Here is a 19,944-nt window from a genome sequence, read left to right on the forward strand (position 1 = left end):
GGGCGGCCGGATCAGGCCGTGCGCGGCAGAGGTGCGGGCCGCGGGCGCACGGGGGCGGCGGCCGGGGCCGGGCCGCCGTACAGGGCCGCCCGCAGGGGCGGGGCGAGGATGCGCCGTACGGCGGCGGCGTCCAGGGCGGCGACGGGTCCCAGCGGGTTCAGATAGCGGGTGAAGATCAGGCCGCCGAGCACCGCCACCGCCGCCGTGGCCCGCTCGGTGGCGTACCGGCCGCCGAGGTGCGCGGCGATCCGGCCGAGCACCTCGCGCTCCAGGAACTCCCGGAACACCCGCATGACGTCCTCGTCGCGCATCGCCACCGGTTCCAGGGCCGCGAATCCGGCGGCGCCGCCCTCGTCCGGTTCCTCCCAGAGCGCCGTCACGGCGTCGACGAGCCGTTCCGCCAGGTGCGCCGGATCGCCCTCCAGGGCGCGGGCGACGGCGGTCGAGCGGCCGCAGTCGATATTCATCGCCTCACCGAACAGGCCCTGCTTCGAACCGAAGTGGTAGCCGATGAGGGCGACGTCGACGTCCGCCGCGGCGGCGACGGCGCGCAGCGTCGTGCCCTGGTAGCCGCGGGCGAGGAAGAGGGCGCGCGCCTCCTCGGCGATCCGGGTCCTGGTGGCGGGCCGGCCGCGCGGGCGGCCACGGGTTTTATTCATCAGCGTTGAATATCGGCCCGCCCGGACGGCACTGTCAAGGCGTCCGGACGCCCTTCGAGCGGCCCGGCGCCCGTCACCCTCACTCACCGAGATCGCTCACCGAGGAGATCCCCATGCGTATCGCCGTCTTCGGAGCCGGCGGCCCCACCGGCCGCGAACTGCTCGCCCAGGCCCTCGCCGCCGGGCACGAGGTCACCGCGGTGACCCGCAGGCCGCGGGCCGTCGCCGCCCGCGAGGGGCTGACCGTGACCGCGGCGGACGCCCGGGACGCGGAGGCCGTCGCCGACGTGGTCGCCGGTCAGGACGCGGTCCTCTCCGCGCTGGGCGTCCCGCCCGGAAAGGGTCCCGTCACCCTCTACTCGACGGCGGCCCGCCATCTGACCGCCGCCGTGGAACGGCACGGGGTCGGACGGCTGCTGGTCGTCAGTTCCAGCGTCCTGGATCCCGGCTGGCGGCCGAGCGGGGCGTTCTTCTTCAACAACGTCCTCGATCCGTACGTCAACCGGGTGATCGCCCGCGCCGCGCACGAGGACATGCGGCGGATGGAGGAGGTGGTGCGCGCGAGCCGCACGGACTGGACGATCGTGCGCCCCTCGGGTCTGTTCGACCATCCCGGGCCCACGCCGTACCTGCTCGCCGAGGACAGTGCGGACGGTGTCTTCACGGCCCGCTCCGACCTGGCCGCGAGCATGCTCGCCCAGGTGTCCGAGGACCGGTTCTCGCGCCGCGCCATGGGGGTGGCGACCACGCGGGTGCGGCCGAGCGTGCCCCGCATGATCTGGCGCGAGATCCGGAAGAACGCCGGTGCCGGGCGGCCGGAGGAGCGGGCCCCGGAAAGTAGCCCCAGGTAACCAATGGGGCGAAGGTGTGCCCGTCTCGGACGATCCCCCGCGTCGCCCGAGACGGGCGGCAGCCCGACCGCACCCCGGGAAGGGGGCGGCGTGCTGGCGTTGAGTATAGTTGGCTGGCAGCCAGTCAACGCAGGAGTTACAGGATGTCCCCGCGCAGCGCCTCGGTCAATGAAGAGTTGCGACGGCGTTCCCGGGAACGGCTCCTCCAGGCGGCCGTGGAACTGGTGGGCGAGCGCGGCTACGACGCGACGACGCTCGGGGACATCGCCGACCGCGCGGGTTCCGCACGCGGTCTGGTCTCGTACTACTTCCCCGGCAAGCGGCAGCTGGTCCAGTCCGCGGTGCACCGCCTGATGCACCGCACACTGGAGGAGGCACTGGAGCGCGAGCCGCGCACCGAGGACGGCGCGGAGCGGATGGCGCGGGCCATCGACGCGATCCTGGGCCTGGCCCGCGACCGGCCCGTCCTCATGCGCCACCACATGGCGGGGATCCTCCAGGCCGAGGGCTTCGTGCAGTGCCCCGAGCAGCAGCGCCTGTCGCACCTGCTGCGGGACACCGTGCTCCGGCACGGCTCGGCGAACGCCGACACCGACTACCCGATGCTGCGCGCACTGCTGATGGGCGCGGTCTACGCGGCGCTGGTGCCCGGCGCGCCCATGCCCGTGCCGCTGCTGCGCGCGGAGCTGTTCGAGCGGTACCGGCTCGACCGGGGCCTCGGTCTGCCCCCGGACGCCTGTGCGACCGGCGGCCCCTGCGGCACGGACGTCTCCCGCTTCTTCGCCACCGGACGGCCCCCGGCGGAGCGGCCGGGGCCGCACCCGGATCAGCCGGAGCCGTACCCGGAAAGGCCGGAGCCCTTCCCGGACCGTCCGGAGTGAGACCGCGCGGACGGCCCGGCTCCGGGCGCCCGGAGCGGCTCCGCAGCGCGCGGAGAGCGCTCAGGCCGAGGTGAGGCGGGCGTCCTGGCGGGCGGCGGCGTCGAGCAGGGTGTCGAGCAGGCCGGGGAACAGGTGGTCGAGGTCGTCGCGGCGCAGGCCGTTCATCTTGGCCGTGCCGCGGTAGATCTGCCGGATGACGCCCGCCTCACGCAGCACCCGGAAGTGGTGCGTGGTGGTCGACTTGGTGACGGGCAGGTCGAAGTGCGAACAGGACAGCTCCTCTCCCTCGGCGGCGAGTTTCCGCACGACCTGTAGCCGCAGGGGCTCGGACAGCGCGTGCAGCACGCCCTCCAGACGGATCTCCGCCCGCTCGGGATGCGGAAGGTCGCGGCTGCCGGCGGCGGGAACGGGGGCGGTGGCGGTCACGTGCGGCTCCACTTCGTACGGGCTGTCCATCCTACGATGCACGTCGTAGTTTGACAGTCGCCGTACTACGAGCGTTACCGTACAAGCCTGCCCCTGTCCCGCGACGAATGGAGTCCGCCGTGAGCGCGCTCTTCGAGCCCTTCACCCTGCGCGAAGTGACGATCCCCAACCGGGTCTGGATGCCTCCGATGTGCCAGTACTCGGCCGCGCCCGAGGGCCCGGCGACCGGCGTGCCGAACGACTGGCACTTCGCCCACTACGCGGCGCGCGCGGCCGGCGGCACGGGACTGATCGTCGTCGAGGCCACCGCCGTCTCGCCCGAGGGCCGGATCTCCCCCTACGACCTCGGCATCTGGAACGACGCCCAGGTCGAGGCGTTCCGCCGGATCACCGGCTTCCTGCGCGACCAGGGCACCGTACCGGCGATCCAGCTCGCGCACAGCGGGCGCAAGGCGTCGACCGAGCGGCCGTGGAAGGGCGGGGCGCCGCTCGGGCCCGAGGCGCACGGCTGGCAGCCGGTCGCGCCCAGCCCGGTGCCCTTCGCCGAAGGGCACCCGGTCCCGGACGAGCTGAGCGTCGGGCAGATCCAGGAGATCGTCGGCCAGTTCGCCGCGGCGGCACGCCGGGCCCTGGCCGCCGGTTTCGAGATCGCCGAGCTGCACGGCGCCCACGGCTACCTGATCCACGAGTTCCTGTCGCCGCACTCCAACCACCGCACCGACGCCTACGGCGGCTCGTACGAGAACCGGGTGCGCTTCGCGCTGGAGGTCGTCGACGCGGTGCGGGCGGTGTGGCCCGAGGACAAGCCGCTGTTCTTCCGCATCTCCGCGACCGACTGGCTGGAGGAGAGCGGCTGGACGGCCGACGAGACGGTCCGCCTCGCCGCCGAGCTGCACGCCCACGGCATCGATCTGCTGGACGTCTCCACCGGCGGCAACGCCTCCGCCGCCCGTATCCCGGTCGGCCCCGGCTACCAGGTGCCGTTCGCGGCCCGGGTGAAGGCCGGGACGCCGATGCCGGTGGCCGCGGTCGGCCTGATCACCGAGGTGGAGCAGGCGGAGAAGATCGTCGCCAACGGCGAGGCGGACGCGGTGCTCCTCGGCCGCGAGCTGCTGCGCAGCCCGTCCTGGGCCCGGCAGGCGGCCCGCGAGCTGGCCGCCCCGGTGCATGTGCCGGACCAGTACCACCGGTCCGTCTGAACGATGGCGCGAGCGGGCCGCCGGGGACTGTCCCGGCGGCCCGCTCGCCGTCCGCGGAGCAGGGCGCGTGGCACACCGCGGGGCACGGCGCGTGGTCAGACGGCCCCGGCCGGCAGCAGGCGGCGCACCGTGTCCTCCAGCCGGGGCAGCGCCCGCTGGCCCGCGAGGGCCAGGGCGATGGCGGCGGCGACCCCGGCCCAGGCGGCCGGGCCCAGCGGGGTGCAGCCGAAGAGATGGCTGACGCCCGGCGTCTGCACCACGGCGACGAGGGCGGCGGCCGAGCCGACGGACGTGAGCCGCACCAGCGGACTGTCCCGGCGGTCCAGCAGGGTCTGGGCGAGCTGGGTACCGACCACCCCGCACAGGGCCATCGTGCCGGAACGGCGGGCGGTGCCCGGGGTGAACCGCCCGATCAGCCAGGCGGTGAGCGCGCCCAGGCAGGTCGTCAGCGCACGGTGGCGGATCTGCCGGACGAGCGGTCCCCCGAGCACCCCGCCGGCCGCGTCCTCGGGCGAGGCGGCCCGCGCCGCCCCGGCGTCGCCCTTCGGGGTCACCGCCACCGCCATCGCCGGGAACAGGTCGGTGAACAGGTTCACCATGAGCATCTGCCGGGTGGACAGGGGCGCACGGCCCGACACCAGCGTGCCGAGGATGCCGAAGCCGACCTCGCCCGCGTTCCCGCCGATCAGGATGGCGATGGCGTCGGCGACGCTGTGCCACAGGGCCCTGCCCTCGCCGATCGCGTGGATCAGGACGGTGAGGTCGTCGGCGGTGAGGACGATGTCGGCGGCGTTGCGCGCGGCGGCCGAGCCCCGGGCGTTGATGCCCACCCCGATGTCGGCGGCCCGGATCGCCGCCGCGTCGTTGGCGCCGTCGCCCACCATGCCCACCACCCGGCCGGCGTCCCGCAGCGCCTCCACCACCTGGAGCTTCTGCTCCGGCGCCACCCGGGCCACCACGCCCGCGTCGCGCAGCATCCGGGCGCGGGCGGAGCGGTCGGCGGCGGCCAGTTCGTCGCCGGTGACCACGACCGTGTCCTGCGGCCAGCCCAGTTCGGTGGCGATGGCGCGGGCGGTCTGCGGATGGTCCCCGGTGAGCATGACCGGGCGTACGCCCTCTTCGTACAGGCCGCTCACCAGGGCGGTGGAGGTCTCGCGCGGCACGTCCGACAGCGCGAGCAGACCGGTGAACTCCAGGTCGCCCGGCGGCCGTTCCAGTACGTCCGTCTCCTGCTCGTCCTCGGCGAGGCGCCGCTGGGCGACCGCGAGCACCCGCAGTCCGTCTCCGGCCAGCGACTGCGCCGCGCCGAAGGCGTGCGCGGGCAGCCCCGCGCAGGCGGGCAGGACCGTCTCCGGGGCGCCCTTGACGACGAGCGTGCGCGGGCCGTCCCCGGTCCGGCCGACGGCCGCCGCGTAGCCGCGCCCGGCCTCGAAGTCGAGCCCTTCGAGCTGGTTCCAGTCCGGGTCGGGTCCGGCCGCGTCGAGGACCGCCTCGTCGGTGGCGTGCACCGGCCGTCCCGAGCCGCCGTTGCCGCGCGGGCAGGCACGGGCCGCCGCGCGCACCGTGGCGGCGCAGGCCGCGTCGCCCACCGGGTGGATCCCGCCGTCCGCGTCACCGACGCGCACCAGCCGCAGGCGGTTCTCGGTGAGCGTGCCCGTCTTGTCGAAGCAGAGGGTGTCCATCCGGCCGAGCGCCTCCAGGGTGCGCGGGGTGCGCACCAGCACGCCGTACCGGCTGAGCCGACGGGCCGCGGCGAGCTGCGCGACGGTGGCCACCAGCGGCAGCCCCTCGGGGACGGCGGCCACGGCCACGGCCACACCGCCGCTGACCGCTTCCCGCACCGGGGTGCCGCGCAGCAGCGCGAGACCGGTCACCGCGGCTCCGCCGGTCAGCGTCAACGGCAGCGCCTCGCGGGTGAGTTCCTGGAGCCGGGCCTGCACACCGGCCGCGGGCGGGGTGCGGGCGGCGAGGTGCACGGCGCGGGCGGCCTCGGTGCGCTCACCGGTGTCCACCACCACCGCGCGGGCCTGGCCCGCCACCACCGTCGTGCCCTCGAAGACCATGCAGAACCGGTCGGAGACGACGGCGTGCGGGGTCGGCGCGAGCTGCTTCTGCACCGGCAGCGACTCACCGGTCAGCGCGGACTCGTCGACCTCCAGGCCCTCTTCCCACAGCAGCCGGGCGTCGGCGGGCACCACGTCGTCCGCCATGAGTTCGATGACGTCGCCCGGCCGCAGCTTGCCCGCCTCGACGGTGCGGGTACCCCCGGCCGGTGCCTCGGCGGGCGGCGGCGCGAGCCGTGCCTTGCGCTTCTGGTCGGCGAGCAGCCCCGACAGGGCCCGTTCGGCGCGCAGCCGCTGGACGCCGCCGACCAGGGCGTTCAGGTCGAGGGCGCCGACGACCAGCAGCGCGTCCATCACAGAGCCGAGGATGGCGGAGGCCGCCGAGCCGACCGCGAGGACGGGGGTGAGCGGGTCGCGCAGCTCGCCGCGTACGGCCCGGCCCAGTGCGAACGTCCAGCGGGCCGGGGCGAGCGCGGGATGCCGTACGGCGCCGCCCGCCGCCCGGCGCACCCCGCCGACGGCCCGTGCCAGCGGGCCCGGTTCGTCCCGCTCCTCGTGCTCCAGCCGCTCCCTGGCCTCGTCCGAGCCCAGTTCGTGCCAGTGCACGCGCGCGCGTGGATGCGGGGCGCGGGCGAACGCCACGCCGAGGGCGGCCCGGGTCCCGGAGAACAGGGCGGCGGCGGCGCTCAGGTCGACCGGCGCGTGCCGCAGACCGGGCAGCACGGACAGCCGCCCCCTGCGGCGGCGCGACTCGCCGACGGCGACGAGGAGACCGGACAGCGCGGCGCCGGAGCGGGCCAGGGTCTGCGCCCGGCGGCCCACCGTGCGCGCGACGGGGACCGCGCTCAGCAGCCGCCAGACGTCGCACAGCCCGTGCAGGGCCAGTACGTCGGCGCCCCAGACGACGGCACCGCCGTGGTCGGTGAGGGCCACGGCGACATCGCTGCCGCCGAGACCGGCCAGGACGTCCTGGTCGTCGGCGGACGCGGCACGGGCGACCGTGACCACCACGCCCGCGTCCTCCTCGGCGCGCAGCCCGTACACCACGTCGTCCAGGGGCCGCCGGGCGTCCACCACCTGGTCCGCGAGCGGGGTGACGTCCTCCAGGGCCGGATCGTCCATGACGATCACCCGGAGTCCGGCGCGGCGGGCGGCGTCCAGCACGGGTTCGGCCCAGGGGTCGGCGTCGCCCCGCGCGGTGCGCAGCGCGCTCGGGTGCAGGACGACGGTGCCCGCCATCTCCAGCGTCCGCAGCCGCTCCGGGTCGCGGACCAGGACACCGGTCCTGGCCAGCGCCGTGCCGAGCACGGCGTGGAAGGCGGCGGGGCCGTACCGCGCGGCCTTGGGGGAACCGGCGAGGAGCGCCTCGGCGGCCTCGGCGCCGTCGTGCTTGACCAGCAGGGTCACGGCCGCGCCCACCAGGCTGCCCGCCGAGGCGTGCCGGGCGTACTCCTGGGCGGGCGACTCCCGCAGCGGGGGGCGGGACGCCGGGTCGAGGGCGGCACCGGCCCGGCCGGGCGAGCACAGCTCGTCGTGCACCGTGTCGAAGGCGGCGGCGCGTGCCACGGTCTCGGTGAGCTGGCAGGCGCGCAGCGCGCCGTCGAGCAGCAGCGCGGTGGGCGTCTGTCCGGCCCCGTGGACGGCGGCGTTCGCGCAGGCCAGCACGAAGTCCGTGCGGGCGGGGCCCAGCCGGGCCCGCAGCCAGGCGCGCGCCCGGGGGTTCTCCCGCAGCAGCGTCACCGCGGCGGTCGCCAGGCGGGGCGAGGGCGGCAGCCGCAGTACGGAGGCGGTGACACCGGCCGCGATGCCGAGCGCGTCGGCGGCCAGTGTCGCGGTGGCGGCCCGTACCCCGGCGGGGTCGGCCGGGTGCGCCGGTTCCTCGGGGTCGCCGCCCTGGAGGACCAGTCCGTGCCGGGCGGCGAGATCGGCCGCCCGGTCCACGACCCGTTGGGCCGCCTCGTCCTCCGTCACGGTGACGACCAGCCGCGCCAGTCCCTGGTCCCAGTACGCGAAGAGCACGTCGGGCCGCTCGGCGAGGGCGGCGGCCACCCGGCGCGCCAGGTGCTCCCTGCCACCCGCCCGGCGCACCTGTTCGGGGTCGGCGGCGCGCAGCGCCAGATGGGCGCGTGCGCCGGAGCGCCAGTGGTCGCGTGCGCCGGGCAGCGCGTTGCGGGCGACGCGCACGACCCGTGCCGCCGAGTCCGCGCCGCGCACGCCCGCGCGCGCGGTTCCGGCCAGTGCCCCGGCGGCCGCGCCGATCGCCGGGGCGGCCGCCCGTGCGGACGCCTGGGCCAGCAGAGCGGGTGCCTTCGGCAGCAGCCGTACGACGGCCGAGGGAGCCGTGAGCAGAGCGAGCATCGTGTGCCTTCGCGCCGTCAGAGGGTGGTGCGGCCGGGCCGCGCCGTCGGACCGAGCCGGCCGGCGGAGGCGGCCTTCCCCTTGGCCTGCTTGCCCGCGGCGGCTTCGGCGGGGGTGGCCTTCGTGGCCTTCGTGGCTCTGGCACTCCTGGCGGCTTCAACCGCCTCGACCGCCTTGACAGCTTTGGCTGCCTTGACCGCCTTCGCTGTCTTGGCGGCCTTCGCTGTCTTGGCGGCCTTCGGGGACCTGACGGCCGCGGGCTCCGCCGCCGGGGCCCCGGAGGCCGTCGCCTTGCGGGCGGCGGTGGTCGCCCTGCGCGTGGCCGTGTTGCCCGCCGAGGACTTGCTCGCGGCGGGCCGGGCCGCGCCCGCCCGGCCGGAGGCGGTGCGGCCCGTGGCAGCCGTGGCCTTCGCGGACTTGGGCGCGGTGGTCTTCGCCGCGGGTGCCTCGGCGGCCGGTGTCGTGGCCGCGGTCGTCCCGGCCTTCACCGTCCTGGCGGCGGGCGTCCCGCTCGCCGGTTTCCCGGCCTTGGCCGCGGGCTTCCCGGCTCCGGTCGCGGGCGCTTCGCCCACCTTCTTGGCGGCCTTCCCGGCGGCAGTCGTCCTGGCGGCGGTCGTCTTGGCCGCGGTCGTCTTGGCCGCGGTCGTCCTGGCCGCGGCTGCCCGGCCGGTGCTCACATTGACGGCGGACGCCGCCGTGGCCGATGCCTTGGCGGTCGTGCTCTTCGCCAGCGCGGACCTGCTCGGACCCCGGCCCCCGGAGACCTCCGGCCGCCCCGAGGACGAGGGGGGCCGGTCGTCGGGGTGCTGCCTGCGCGGTGTGCGGCGGGCCGTGGCGCGGGCGGCCCGCGTGCCGGACGACCCGGCGGCGGCGCGCCGCGCGCCCTTCGCGTGGTCCCCGGCGGTGCCGGCCTGTCCGGTGTGCTCCGGCCGGGGCCGGGTGAGCCAGGCGACCGCGGCACCGGTGACCGCCACCGGCCACTCCACCACCCCGGCGACGCCGAGCACTCCGGCTCCCGTGTAGACCGCGAGCCGCCGTCCCTTCGGCGACACGGCGCCGATCCTGCGCAGCGTGCCCTGCGCGGCCCTGCCCAGGGTCCCGGCGCCGGGCACCTTGCCCAGCAACGAGGTGGCGCCGTGCACGGGCAGCATGAGGACCGACGACTTCTGCTCAGCCATGACTCTCCTCGCCCGCGTGAGATCGCGTCCGTGCCCGCCGGGTGCCCGCGACCGTGCCGGTACCCGCCCTACCCAGGGAACTCCAGGGCCCGCGCACGCGCCACCGGGACCGGGCCACAGGGGTCCTCGGGAAGTCACGGGGGTCCTCAGGAGGGCGACCGGCGGCGAAGAACAGAAGACGGTGCCGGAGGGAGGAAGCGGAGCGGGGGTCACCGCCCGGTGCCGCCCAGCACCTCCTCGGTCAGTTCCCGCTGCCGTCGCGTGTAGGCGGCGCGCAGTTCCGCACCCGGCCAGTGGGCGGGCAGCAGCGCGGCGGGCAGGACGGGATCGTCCAGCAGATGCCGTACGACGGCCGCCAGGGCGGTGAAGCGGTCGGCCGGGCGGTCCGCTTCCGCCACATGGGCGAGCAGCGCGCGGGCGGTGGCCGCCCAGGCGTCGAGCGGCCACAGACCGGCGGCCAGGCCGCGGGCGTCCTCCTCTGGCCGGGCGGTGAAGCGCCGGACCACGCCGTCGAGGGCGCCGGGCCAGGGGCGGCGCAGGTTGGCGGGCCGCAGCCATACGCCCTCGCGCAGTTCGGCGAGGCGGAGGGCGGTCAGCCGGGCACGGAGTTCGGCGCGTTCGGCCGGTCCGCGGCCGGTCGCGGTCACGACGGCCGTCTCCCATGTGCCGTCCCAGGAGCGGGTCAGCGGATGCACGGCCGCGTCCTGGCGCCGCTGGCGTTCCAGCAGCCGGTCGCTGAGACCGTGCACGCCGTCCGCGCGCCGCAGATCACCGGCGGCCACCATGCGGCTGAGCGCGGCGCGCAGAGTCGATCCGCCGACGCCGAAGGGTTCGACGGCCCGCACGAGGTCCTTCACCGGCAGCTCGGGCGGGTGGGTGCCCAGCAGGAGGCTCAGGACGACGGACCGCGCGGAGAGCGGACGCAGGTCGAGCGGGGCGGGCTCCTGGGAGGCGTTCATGGTCACGTACTGTACGGACCGTTCATGTTGCACTATTGCTGCGACTGAACAGATAGTGCAACACTGCGTCATGGCCTCGACACTCGCACACGCATCGAACGCCCGGACGACGCCGCCGACACCCCCGGCATTCCCGATAGATCCGACAGCGCCGACACCCCCGGCCTCCGGCCCGTACGCGACCCACGACGTGACGAACCAGCCCCCTCCCCTGACCCCCTACGACGCGTCGGACGACGTGGCGCTGCTGGAGGGGCTGCACCGGGAGGGCGCCGGATGGGCCGAGGAGGACGTGCGGCGGCTCGGGGCGCGGGCCGGAAGCGACCAGGCGCAGGAGTGGGCGGAGCTCGCCAACCGCCAGGAGCCGGAGCTGCGCACCCACGACCGCTACGGGCACCGGGTCGACGAGGTCGACTTCCACCCGGCCTGGCACCAGCTGATCGGGACCGCGGTCGCCGAGGGCCTGGCGGGCGCGCCCTGGGCGGACGACCGGCCCGGCGCCCATGTGGCGCGCACGGCGGGCGGGCTGGTGTGGGGGCACACCGACGCCGGACACGGCTGCCCGACGTCGATGACGTACGCGGCCGTACCCGCCCTGCGGGCCCAGCCCGAACTGGCCGCGGTCTACGAACCGCTGCTGACCGGCCGGGTCTACGAGCCGGGCCTGCGGGCACCGGCCGGCAAGGCGGGTCTGCTGGCCGGGATGGGCATGACCGAGAAGCAGGGCGGCTCGGACGTGCGTACGAACACGACGACGGCCGCACCGACCGCCGAGCCCGGCGTGTACACGCTGCGCGGGCACAAGTGGTTCACCTCGGCTCCCATGTGCGACCTCTTCCTGGTGCTCGCGCAGGCGCCGGGCGGTCTGACCTGCTTCCTGGTGCCGCGCGTCCTGCCGGACGGCACCCGCAACGCCTTCCGGATCCAGCGGCTCAAGGACAAGCTGGGCAACCGGTCCAACGCCTCGTGCGAACCGGAGTTCGACGGGACGGTGGCCTGGGCGGTCGGCCCCGAGGGGCGGGGCGTCCGGACGATCATCGAGATGGTCAACTGCACCCGTCTGGACTGCGTGATGATGTCGGCGGCCCTGATGCGCAAGACCCTCGTGGAGGCCGGTCACCACACCCGGCACCGCAGGGCCTTCGGCGCGCTGCTCGCCGATCAGCCGCTGATGCGCAATGTGCTGGCCGACCTGGCGCTGGAGTCGGAGGCCGCGACGACGCTCACGCTGCGGCTCGCGGGCGCCGCGGACCGTGCGGTGCGGGGCGGCCCGCGGGCTGCGGAGGAGGCCGCGTTCCGGCGCATCGCCACCGCCGTCGGCAAGTACTGGGTCACCAAGCGGGGCCCGGCCTTCACCGCGGAGGCCCTGGAGTGCCTCGGCGGCAACGGCTACGTCGAGGAGTCCGGCATGCCCCGGCACTACCGGGAGGCGCCGCTGCTCTCGATCTGGGAGGGCTCCGGCAACGTCAACGCGCTCGACGTGCTGCGGGCCCTGGAGCGCGAGCCCGGCGCCGCCGAGGCGCTCTTCGCCGAACTCGCCCTCGCGCGCGGCGCCGACACCCGGCTGGACGCGGCCGTGACCCGGCTCCGGCAGGGGCTGGGCCAGGCGTCCCCGGTGGGCGCGCGCCGGCTGGTGGAGCTGATGGCGCTGACCCTCCAGGCGTCCCTGCTGGTCCGGCACGCCCCGTCCGCGGTGGCCGACGCGTTCTGCGCCACGCGGCTGGGCGGGGACTGGGGCCACTCCTTCGGCACGCTGCCGGACACCGCCGGCCTCGGCGCGATCCTGGGACGGGCGCTGCCGGGCTTCGGGTGAGCCACTGACGGCGGTGCCGCAGTCGCGTGCCGGGCGACTCCGGCACCGCCGCGGCGCGCGCCTGCACCCCGCCCCCCGCCGCACCGGCCCGCCCGCCTCGCCCCGTGGCCGACCAGGCCGGTGTGACCTGGGGTGACGTCGCCGCGAAGGTGACTGTCAGTGGTGGGGTGCAGACTGGCCGGTGCCTGGGACGACGGCGTTTTGGGCCGATGTGTCGCGGAGGTGACCGGCATGACCGAGGTACTGCTCGCGGTGGGCACCCGCAAGGGTCTGTTCATCGGGCGGCGGCGGGGCGGCGTCTGGGAGTTCGGCGACCGCCCCCACTTCAACGCGCAGGCGGTGTACGCGGTCGCCGTCGACACCAGGAGCGCGGTCCCGCGGCTGCTGGCCGCCGGGGACAGCGCGCACTGGGGGCCGTCCGTCTTCCACTCCGACGACCTGGGCCGGGGCTGGACCGAGCCGGCCCGGCCCGCGGTGCGGTTCCCCCGGGACACCGGCGCGTCGCTGGAGCGGGTGTGGCAGCTGCACCCGGCCGCCGCGGAACCGGACGTGGTGTACGCGGGCACGGAACCGGCCGCGCTGTACCGCTCCGAGGACCGCGGCGAGAGCTTCGCGCTGGTCCGGCCGCTGTGGGAGCATCCCACCCGCTCCCGCTGGGTGCCCGGCGGCGGCGGTGAGGGCCTGCACACCGTGGTCACGGACCGGCGCGACCCGAAGGCCGTCACGGTCGCCGTCTCCACCGCCGGGGTGTTCCGCACGGCCGACGGCGGGGCGAGCTGGGCGCCGGCCAACTCCGGGGTGTCCGCCGTGTTCCTGCCGGACCCCGATCCCGAGTTCGGCCAGTGCGTCCACAAGGTCGCCCAGGACCCGGCCGACCCGGACCGGCTCTACCTCCAGAACCACTGGGGCGTGTACCGCAGCGACGACGGCGGCGGCCACTGGACGGACATCGGCGAGGGCCTGCCCTCCACCTTCGGCTTCGCGGCGGCCGCCCACCCGCGCCGCGGCGGCACGGCGTACGTGTTCCCGATCAACGCGGACGCGGACCGGGTGCCCGCCGGACACCGCTGCCGGGTGTTCCGTACGGCGGACGCCGGGCGGAGCTGGGAGCCGCTCTCGGCCGGGCTGCCGCAGCAGGACCACTACGGGACCGTGCTGCGCGACGCGCTGTGCACCGACGACGCCGACCCGGCGGGCGTGTACTTCGGCAACCGCAACGGCGAGGTGTACGCCTCGGCCGACGACGGCGACAGCTGGACGCAACTGGCCTCGCACCTGCCGGACGTGCTGTGCGTCCGCGCGGCGGTGATCGGCTGAGGCGCGGGGGCGGGGCGGGACGAGCGGGACGAGGAACGGGGGTGCGTGGTGCGGGCTCTGTCCGAAGGTGCGGGGGTCCTGTCCCCCGATGCTGCTGACGTGCCGGAGGTGTCTGACTACCCTGCGGGCATGCGCCTATGGGTGACGCCCCGTCAACGCCTCCTTCTGGACACCCTGATCGCGCTCGCGCTGCTGGGGGCCACTCTGGGCTTCGCCGTCGGGTACCGGCCGGCGGGCTGGCCGCCCTTCGACGCCCGCGCGATCGCCCTGACCTCGGCCGTCCATCTGCCGCTCGCGGTGCGCCGGGTGGCTCCGTGGCCGGTGCTGTGCGCCACCTGCGCCGGTCTCGTGCTGTACACGGCGCTCGGCTACCAGCCGTCCGTCAACGTGTGGTCGCCGATGCTGGCGTTCTTCACGATCGCCTCGGCTCAGCCGACCCGCCGCACCGCGCTCTCGGCGGTACCGGTCGTCGCGGTCTGGGTGTACAACGCGCTGGCCTCCCACGCGATGTCCCCCCTGGTGGCCGTGGCGCAGACGCTGGTGGTGCTGCTGCTCGCCTGGGGCTTCGGCATGAACCTGCGCCGACTGGAGAAGCAGAACACCGAGCTGGACCGGCTGACCGCGCGGCTGCGCGCCGAGGAGGGGGCCCGCGCCCGGCACGCGGTGACGGAGGAGCGGCTACGCATCGCCCGCGAACTGCACGACGTGGTCGCCCACCATCTGTCGGTCGTCTCGGTGCAGAGCGGTCTGGCCCGGTACGTCTTCGACACGGACACCGCCAGGGCACGCGCCGCGCTGTGCGTCATCGAGGACACCGCGCGCGAGACGCTGGAGGAGATGCGCGGCCTGCTCCAGGTGCTGCGGGTCGGCCCGGACGGCACCGAGGCCGTGTCCGGGCCGCCCACCGGACCCGACGCGGGCCTCGCCCGGCTGGGCGAGCTGACCGCCCGGACGGCCGCGGCGGGCCTCGTCGTGGAGACCGAGGTCACCGGCACGCCCCGGCCACTCGCTCCGGGAGCCGACCTGTGCGCCTACCGCATCGTCCAGGAGGCCCTGACCAACACGCTCAAGCACGCCGGCGCCCACGCCCGGGTCCGGATATCGCTGGCCTACGAGGCCCAGTTGCTGTCCGTCACGGTGTCCGACGACGGAGGGGACCGGACGCCCGACCCGTCGGCCACGACCGGGGACGACGGCCCGGTCCCGGTCGGTGCCGCCGGACGCGGCGCGGCGGGAACCGCGGGAGCCGACGGCCGTGCGGCCGGTGGGCGCAGGGGACCGGCGGGGCGCGCCGCGCGAGCCGGTCGGCGCAGCCCGGAAACCGCCCGCACCGCGGGGAACACAGCGGGGAGCACCGCGGCGGGCGGGGCGGAGGAGGTCACGGTCAAGGGGACCGGGCACGGGGTGCTCGGCATGCACGAGCGGGTGCGGCTCTACGGCGGGAGTTTCCGCGCCGGACCCGGCCCCGGGGAGGGTTTCGAGGTGGCGTTCACCCTGCCGGTTCCGTACCGCCCGGAGCGGGACGACGGCCCGGACACGGTGCCGTCCCCGCGGGCCGCCGGGCCGGAACGCGTCGGGCAGGCAGGACAGGGCGGACAGGCAGGAGGAAGTGGCGGCGACCGCGCCTGTGCCCGGCGCCGCTGACCTGACCGCCTGCCCTCGGGGGCCGGGCGCGGCGGCCGCGGACGAGCGCGGCGGGACACGGGCGCGTACCGGCCCGGCCCGCCCCGGATCGGGGCGGGCCCCTGACTCAGCAACGGCTCACGGACGGCCCGGCGACGGCTCAGGAACGGCGGCCCCGGTTCAGGGCAGTCGCCAGTCCACCGGCTGCGCGCCCTGCTGCACCAGCAGGTCGTTGGCCCGGCTGAACGGGCGCGAGCCGAAGAACCCCCGGTCCGCCGACTTCGGCGAGGGATGGGCGGACTCGATCGCCGGAAGGTCCCCGAGCAGCGGTCGCAGATTGCGCGCGTCGCGGCCCCAAAGGAGCGACACCAGCGGCTTGCCCCGGGCCGCCAGTGCCCGGATGGCCTGCTCGGTGACCTCTTCCCAGCCCTTGTCCCGGTGCGCGGCGGGTTTGCGCGGCGCGGTCGTCAGCGCCCGGTTGAGCAGCAGCACGCCCTGCCGGGTCCACGGCGTGAGGTCCCCGTTGGACGGCCTGGGCAGGCCCAGGTCGGTGTGCAGTTCCCGGAAGATGTTCTCCAGGCTGCCCGGCAGCGAGCGCACCTCGGGCGAGACCGCGAAGCTCAGCCCGATGGCCATGCCCGGTGTGGGATAGGGGTCCTGGCCGACGATCAGGACGCGGACGTCGTCGAACGGCTGCTGGAAGGCCCGCAGGACGTTCGCTCCGGCGGGCAGATAGGTCCGGCCGGCCGCTATCTCCGCCCGGAGGAAGTTCCCCATGGAGGCGATGCGTTCGGCCGCGGGGTCGAGGGCCTTCGCCCAGCCCGCTTCGACGAGTTCATGCAACGGTCGTGGTGCCACGGCGCGTCACTCTACTGGTACGCGCCGGTGCCCCGCACCGGGACCTCCTGCGGTGCGCGGCCTGCGGCGCTACCCTTCCGTCTCGTCCGTCCCGTCGACATCCGGCGGGGTCCGCGTACGCCCGCCGGGGCCGTGCGGACCCCCGGTGGAGGAGGCACGCCCGATGCGCCCAGTGGTCAGGCCGCGCTGCCCGGTCCGTCCCGTCCGGAGGCGGCGGTGACGGCCCGGGAGGACACCGGCGCGGCCGGCTTCCTCGCCGTGGACTCCGGCGGCTCCGGTCTCCGGGTCACCGTGGGGGTGCCCGGTCGCGGGCCGCTGGCGCAGCGCGAGTCCCGGGAACCCGTGCGCACCGGCGCCGGGGGGATCGATCCCGGGCATCTGCTGGCCCAGCTCACCCCGCTCGCGCGGGACCTGGCGGCAGAGGCCGGACTCGGGCGGCTGGAGACGGCCGTCGTGGGGGCGGCCGGGTTCGCCACGCTGGGGGACGCGCTGCGCGCCGAACTGCCCGGCGCGTTCGCCCGGGACTTCGGCGCGCGCAGGGTCGCGCTCGCGGCCGACGCGGTCACCGCGTACGTCGGCGCGCTGGGGCCGCGGCCCGGTGCCGTCGTCGCCGCCGGTACCGGACTGATCGCGGTCGGGACCGACCTGGGCGGCTGGCGCCGAGCCGACGGCTGGGGCCATCTGCTGGGCGACTGCGGCAGCGGGGCGTGGATCGGCCGGGCCGGTCTCGAGGCCGCGCTGCGCGCCCACGACGGACGGGACGGCGGCTCGGCCGCCCTGCTTGCCCGCGCCGAGGAGAAGTTCGGTCCGCTGCCCCAGTTGCCCGGCCTGCTCTATCCGCGCACCGACCGCGCCGCCGTCCTGGCCTCGTTCGCTCCCGAGGTGGCCGCCTGCGCCCCGGACGATCCGGTCGCGGCCGGGGTGCTGCGGGCGGCGGCACGGCACATGGCCGAGTCGGCCGCCGCGGTCTGCCCGGCCTCGGGTGCCCCGTCGATCGCGCTCACCGGCGGTCTGTTCAAGATGGGCGAACCCCTCCTCGGGCCGCTGGACGAGGAGTTGGCCGCGCGGCTGCCGCACGCGCGACGCGTGGTCGCGGACGGGGATCCGCTGCACGGCGCGGTGCGGATCGCGACCGATCTGGCTCGGGGCACGCTCGCCCTCCCGGCGGACGGGACGATGCTGTACGTCCCTTGAGGACCGCCCCTGAAGCCGGGAACCGATCACCCCGAACCAGCACATGTCCGCCTTGTGCCGGACAAGTACCCGTACGTCCTGGGCGAGTTGTCGTGTCCCGTCCGATTGCACACATCGATCAATTCCGATCGGCTTGTCACTCAAGCGACAAAACCGGACGGAAACCGCTCACCCGCCCCCTCCCCGAACAGGGGGAGCCCGAAAGCCAGTAACATGCGGCGCCATGAGCTCCCCCACTGGGCCCGCGTCCGGCCTGCCTGTACGAATGCCGCGCCCCCGCCAGCCCGGACGGCACCGCCGACCCGAACCGCTGGCGGCTCCCGAGGGCGCGCCCGCGCTCGTCCTCGCGGTGCCGGGCACGCCCGGTGCCGCCACGCGCAGCCTCGCCGAGGAGGTCGTGAGCATCGCCCGCTCCGAGCTTCCCGGCCTGGACGCCCTGATCGGGTTCCTCGACGGGGACGACGGGGAGTTCCCGACGGTCCAGTCCGTGCTCGCGCGCGCGGCCGACGAGCGGACGGCCCGCTACGAGCAGGCGCTCGCCGCCGGTGGGGAGGCCGCCGAGCCCGACGGTCCGGTCGCGGTCGTCGTGCCGCTGCTCGCCGGTCCGGACAACGCGCTGCTGCGGCGGCTGCGCCAGGCCGTCATGGAGAGCCGGGTCGCCGCCGAGCTGACCGACGTGCTCGGCCCGCACCCGCTGCTCGCCGAGGCCCTGCACGTGCGGCTGTCCGAGGCGGGTCTGGCCCGCGCCGACCGTGCCCGGCTGTTCACCGTGGCGACGGCCGCCGACGGCATCATCCTCGCGTCGGTCGGCGGCGAGGAGGCCGTGCAGGCGGCCGGGATCACCGGCATGCTGCTCGCGGCACGGCTCGCCGTGCCGGTGATGGCCGCCGCCCTCGACCAGGAGGGTTCGATCGCGGGCGTCGCCGAGCAGCTGCGTTCCTCCGGCTCCCAGCAGCTCGCGCTGGCGCCGTACCTGGTCGGCCCGGAGATCGACGCCGAGCTGGTCGAGGCCGCCGCCAAGGAGGCCGACTGTCCCGCCGCCGAGGCGCTCGGCGCGTACCCGGCGATCGGCAAGCTCGCCCTGGCCAAGTACACGACGGCGCTGGGCATCGCCCCGCAGCAGGCGCAGGGCACCCCGGTCCGCTGACGTACGCGCCGGCGCACGCCGGTCGTACGACCGCCGCGCACGGGTGCGTGCGCCTGCCGCGGAGGCTGCCGCACGACTGCCGCGGAGGGCCCGCCCCCGGATGTCCGGGAGCGGGCCCTCCGCCGTGTCGCCGCAGGCCCGGGGCGGTGCCGCGGGCGAGTGGTACGAGCGGGTGGTGCGGTCAGCCGAGAACCACGCAGGACGCGGCCGCGACCTTGATGGCACCGGCCCGTTCCGGGCGGCCGGTGAGCGGATCCACGGCGAACCAGGTGACGTCCCCGGAGCGCTCATTGGCGACATACAGGTAACCGTCGGCCCAGGTGAGGGCACGGGGCCAGTGGCCGCCGCACGGGACGGTGCCGACCGGTTCGAGCCGCTCGCCGTCCGCCTCGACGGCGAACACCGACAGGACGTCCTCGCCGCGTGTGGCGGTCCACACGAACCGGCCGTCGGGGGAGACCACGATGCCCGACGGGTAGGCATCGCCCGCGGGGGCGGCGGGCAGCACCGGGGTCTCCGCCAGCGGTTTGAGCGAGCCCGTCTCCGCGTCCCACCGGCAGGCGGTGACGGTCGGGGTCAGCTCGTTGACGACGTAGGCGTGCCGGCCGTCCGGATGGAAGGCCAGGTGGCGGGGGCCGGAGCCGGGGCGGAGCGCGATCTCGCGGTGCAGGGCGAGGCCCCCGTCCGCCAGGGTGCACACCCGCACCGAGTCCGTGCCGAGGTCGACGCTGACGGCCCACCGGCCGCTCGGGTCGGGCTGCACCTGATGGGCGTGCGGGCCGCGCTGGCGGCGCTCGTGCGGTCCGGAACCGGTGTGCGCCAGCACGTCGGACACGCTCGGGGCGAGGCGCCCGTCCGCGCGCACCGGTACGGCGCTGACGCTGCCCGAGTCGTAGTTGGCCGTCAGGACGTGCCCGTCGGCCAGGCTGAGGTGGGTGGGGCCGCTGCCGTCGACGCGGACCGGCGGGCCGAGGAGTTCGACCGTCTCACCCTTCACCCGGTACGCGGCCACCGCGCCCTCGGTGGTCTCGCTGACCGCGTAGAGCGTGCCGCCGTCCGCCGACAGCGCGAGGTAGGAGGGGTCCAGCACGCCGTCCACGCTGCTCAGCGGGGTCAGCGCGCCGCCCTCGGTGACGGCCGCGGTGACCACGCCGGGGCCTCCCGCCGCCGTGAACGACCCGATGAACGCCCGCTGCCGCCTGCCGCCCTCGTCTGCCACCGCTGTCCCCTCTCCGTCGACCCGTTCGGGGTGACGGTAGCAGCCGATCAAGAACGGTCTAGACCATGGTGGCGACGAGTATTCCGATGGCGCCGCGCCCCTGTCCTGACGCGCGTCGCGCGTGCCGGTCGTGCACCGGAGGCGCGAGGGGCGCGCGCAGGTGCGGGAGCGTGCGACGGCGCGGCGCGCCCGTCCCCGG

General features: G+C 76.0%; 15 protein-coding genes. 8 read left to right on the top strand and 7 right to left on the bottom strand.

Going from position 1 to position 19,944, the window contains the following annotated elements:
• Positions 1–11 precede the first annotated feature (11 nt).
• Complete coding sequence (locus B086_RS0134455) at positions 12–659, bottom strand: TetR family transcriptional regulator (protein ID WP_018570993.1); 648 nt, start codon at positions 657–659, stop codon at positions 12–14.
• Between the two features lie 113 nt (positions 660–772).
• Between B086_RS0134455 and B086_RS0134460 the strand changes: the two genes are divergently transcribed.
• A complete protein-coding gene (locus B086_RS0134460) occupies positions 773–1,510 on the top strand; it encodes an NAD(P)-dependent oxidoreductase (protein WP_018570994.1) in 738 nt (245 codons plus the stop codon).
• Between the two features lie 143 nt (positions 1,511–1,653).
• Positions 1,654–2,391 (top strand): TetR/AcrR family transcriptional regulator, encoded by a 738-nt coding sequence (locus B086_RS41500; protein WP_018570995.1) that lies wholly within the window; start codon positions 1,654–1,656, stop codon positions 2,389–2,391.
• A 60-nt stretch (positions 2,392–2,451) separates the two neighbouring features.
• Here B086_RS41500 and B086_RS0134470 read toward each other — a convergent pair whose 3' ends face one another.
• A complete protein-coding gene (locus tag B086_RS0134470; protein ID WP_018570996.1) occupies positions 2,452–2,847 on the bottom strand; it encodes an ArsR/SmtB family transcription factor in 396 nt (131 codons plus the stop codon).
• Positions 2,848–2,936: 89 nt separating this feature from the next.
• Between B086_RS0134470 and B086_RS0134475 the strand changes: the two genes are divergently transcribed.
• Complete coding sequence (locus tag B086_RS0134475; protein ID WP_018570997.1) at positions 2,937–4,016, top strand: NADH:flavin oxidoreductase/NADH oxidase; 1,080 nt, start codon at positions 2,937–2,939, stop codon at positions 4,014–4,016.
• Positions 4,017–4,111: 95 nt separating this feature from the next.
• Here the strand turns inward: B086_RS0134475 and B086_RS0134480 are convergent, their stop codons facing one another.
• From B086_RS0134480 to B086_RS0134495, 3 genes are all read right to left on the bottom strand, one after another.
• Positions 4,112–8,437: a cation-translocating P-type ATPase gene (locus B086_RS0134480; protein ID WP_018570998.1), complete on the bottom strand. Its 4,326-nt coding sequence runs from the start codon at positions 8,435–8,437 to the stop codon at positions 4,112–4,114.
• 17 nt (positions 8,438–8,454) lie between these two features.
• Entirely contained in the window at positions 8,455–9,615 is a 1,161-nt protein-coding gene (locus B086_RS45800) for a hypothetical protein (RefSeq protein WP_018570999.1), read from the bottom strand.
• A gap of 209 nt (positions 9,616–9,824) precedes the next feature.
• Positions 9,825–10,574, bottom strand: coding sequence for a PaaX family transcriptional regulator C-terminal domain-containing protein (locus B086_RS0134495; protein WP_018571000.1), 750 nt, complete (start codon positions 10,572–10,574; stop codon positions 9,825–9,827).
• 70 nt (positions 10,575–10,644) lie between these two features.
• On the opposite strand from B086_RS0134495, the gene B086_RS0134500 reads away from it, so the two are divergent.
• From B086_RS0134500 to B086_RS45805, 3 genes are all read left to right on the top strand, one after another.
• A complete protein-coding gene (locus tag B086_RS0134500) occupies positions 10,645–12,387 on the top strand; it encodes an acyl-CoA dehydrogenase family protein (RefSeq protein ID WP_078531280.1) in 1,743 nt (580 codons plus the stop codon).
• A 159-nt stretch (positions 12,388–12,546) separates the two neighbouring features.
• On the top strand, positions 12,547–13,704 hold the full coding sequence (locus tag B086_RS0134505) for a WD40/YVTN/BNR-like repeat-containing protein (protein WP_078531281.1): 1,158 nt from the start codon (positions 12,547–12,549) through the stop codon (positions 13,702–13,704).
• Positions 13,705–13,833: 129 nt separating this feature from the next.
• The gene (locus tag B086_RS45805) at positions 13,834–15,348 is read left to right on the top strand and encodes a sensor histidine kinase (protein ID WP_078531282.1); all 1,515 of its coding nucleotides are present in this window, start codon (positions 13,834–13,836) and stop codon (positions 15,346–15,348) included.
• Positions 15,349–15,507: 159 nt separating this feature from the next.
• On the opposite strand, the gene B086_RS0134515 is transcribed toward B086_RS45805, so the two are convergent.
• The gene (locus tag B086_RS0134515; protein ID WP_026253076.1) at positions 15,508–16,185 is read right to left on the bottom strand and encodes a uracil-DNA glycosylase; all 678 of its coding nucleotides are present in this window, start codon (positions 16,183–16,185) and stop codon (positions 15,508–15,510) included.
• Positions 16,186–16,401: 216 nt separating this feature from the next.
• Between B086_RS0134515 and B086_RS0134520 the strand changes: the two genes are divergently transcribed.
• Together B086_RS0134520 and B086_RS0134525 are read left to right on the top strand one after the other, a co-directional pair.
• On the top strand, positions 16,402–17,379 hold the full coding sequence (locus tag B086_RS0134520) for an N-acetylglucosamine kinase (protein ID WP_018571005.1): 978 nt from the start codon (positions 16,402–16,404) through the stop codon (positions 17,377–17,379).
• A 223-nt stretch (positions 17,380–17,602) separates the two neighbouring features.
• Positions 17,603–18,526, top strand: a complete 924-nt coding sequence (locus B086_RS0134525; protein ID WP_086024362.1) for a sirohydrochlorin chelatase — start codon at positions 17,603–17,605, stop codon at positions 18,524–18,526.
• Between the two features lie 181 nt (positions 18,527–18,707).
• Here B086_RS0134525 and B086_RS0134530 read toward each other — a convergent pair whose 3' ends face one another.
• Complete coding sequence (locus B086_RS0134530; protein WP_018571007.1) at positions 18,708–19,745, bottom strand: lactonase family protein; 1,038 nt, start codon at positions 19,743–19,745, stop codon at positions 18,708–18,710.
• Positions 19,746–19,944: the final 199 nt, after the last annotated feature.

The organism is Streptomyces sp. PsTaAH-124 (assembly GCF_000373685.1).
GTDB classification, from domain to species: domain Bacteria; phylum Actinomycetota; class Actinomycetes; order Streptomycetales; family Streptomycetaceae; genus Streptomyces; species Streptomyces andamanensis.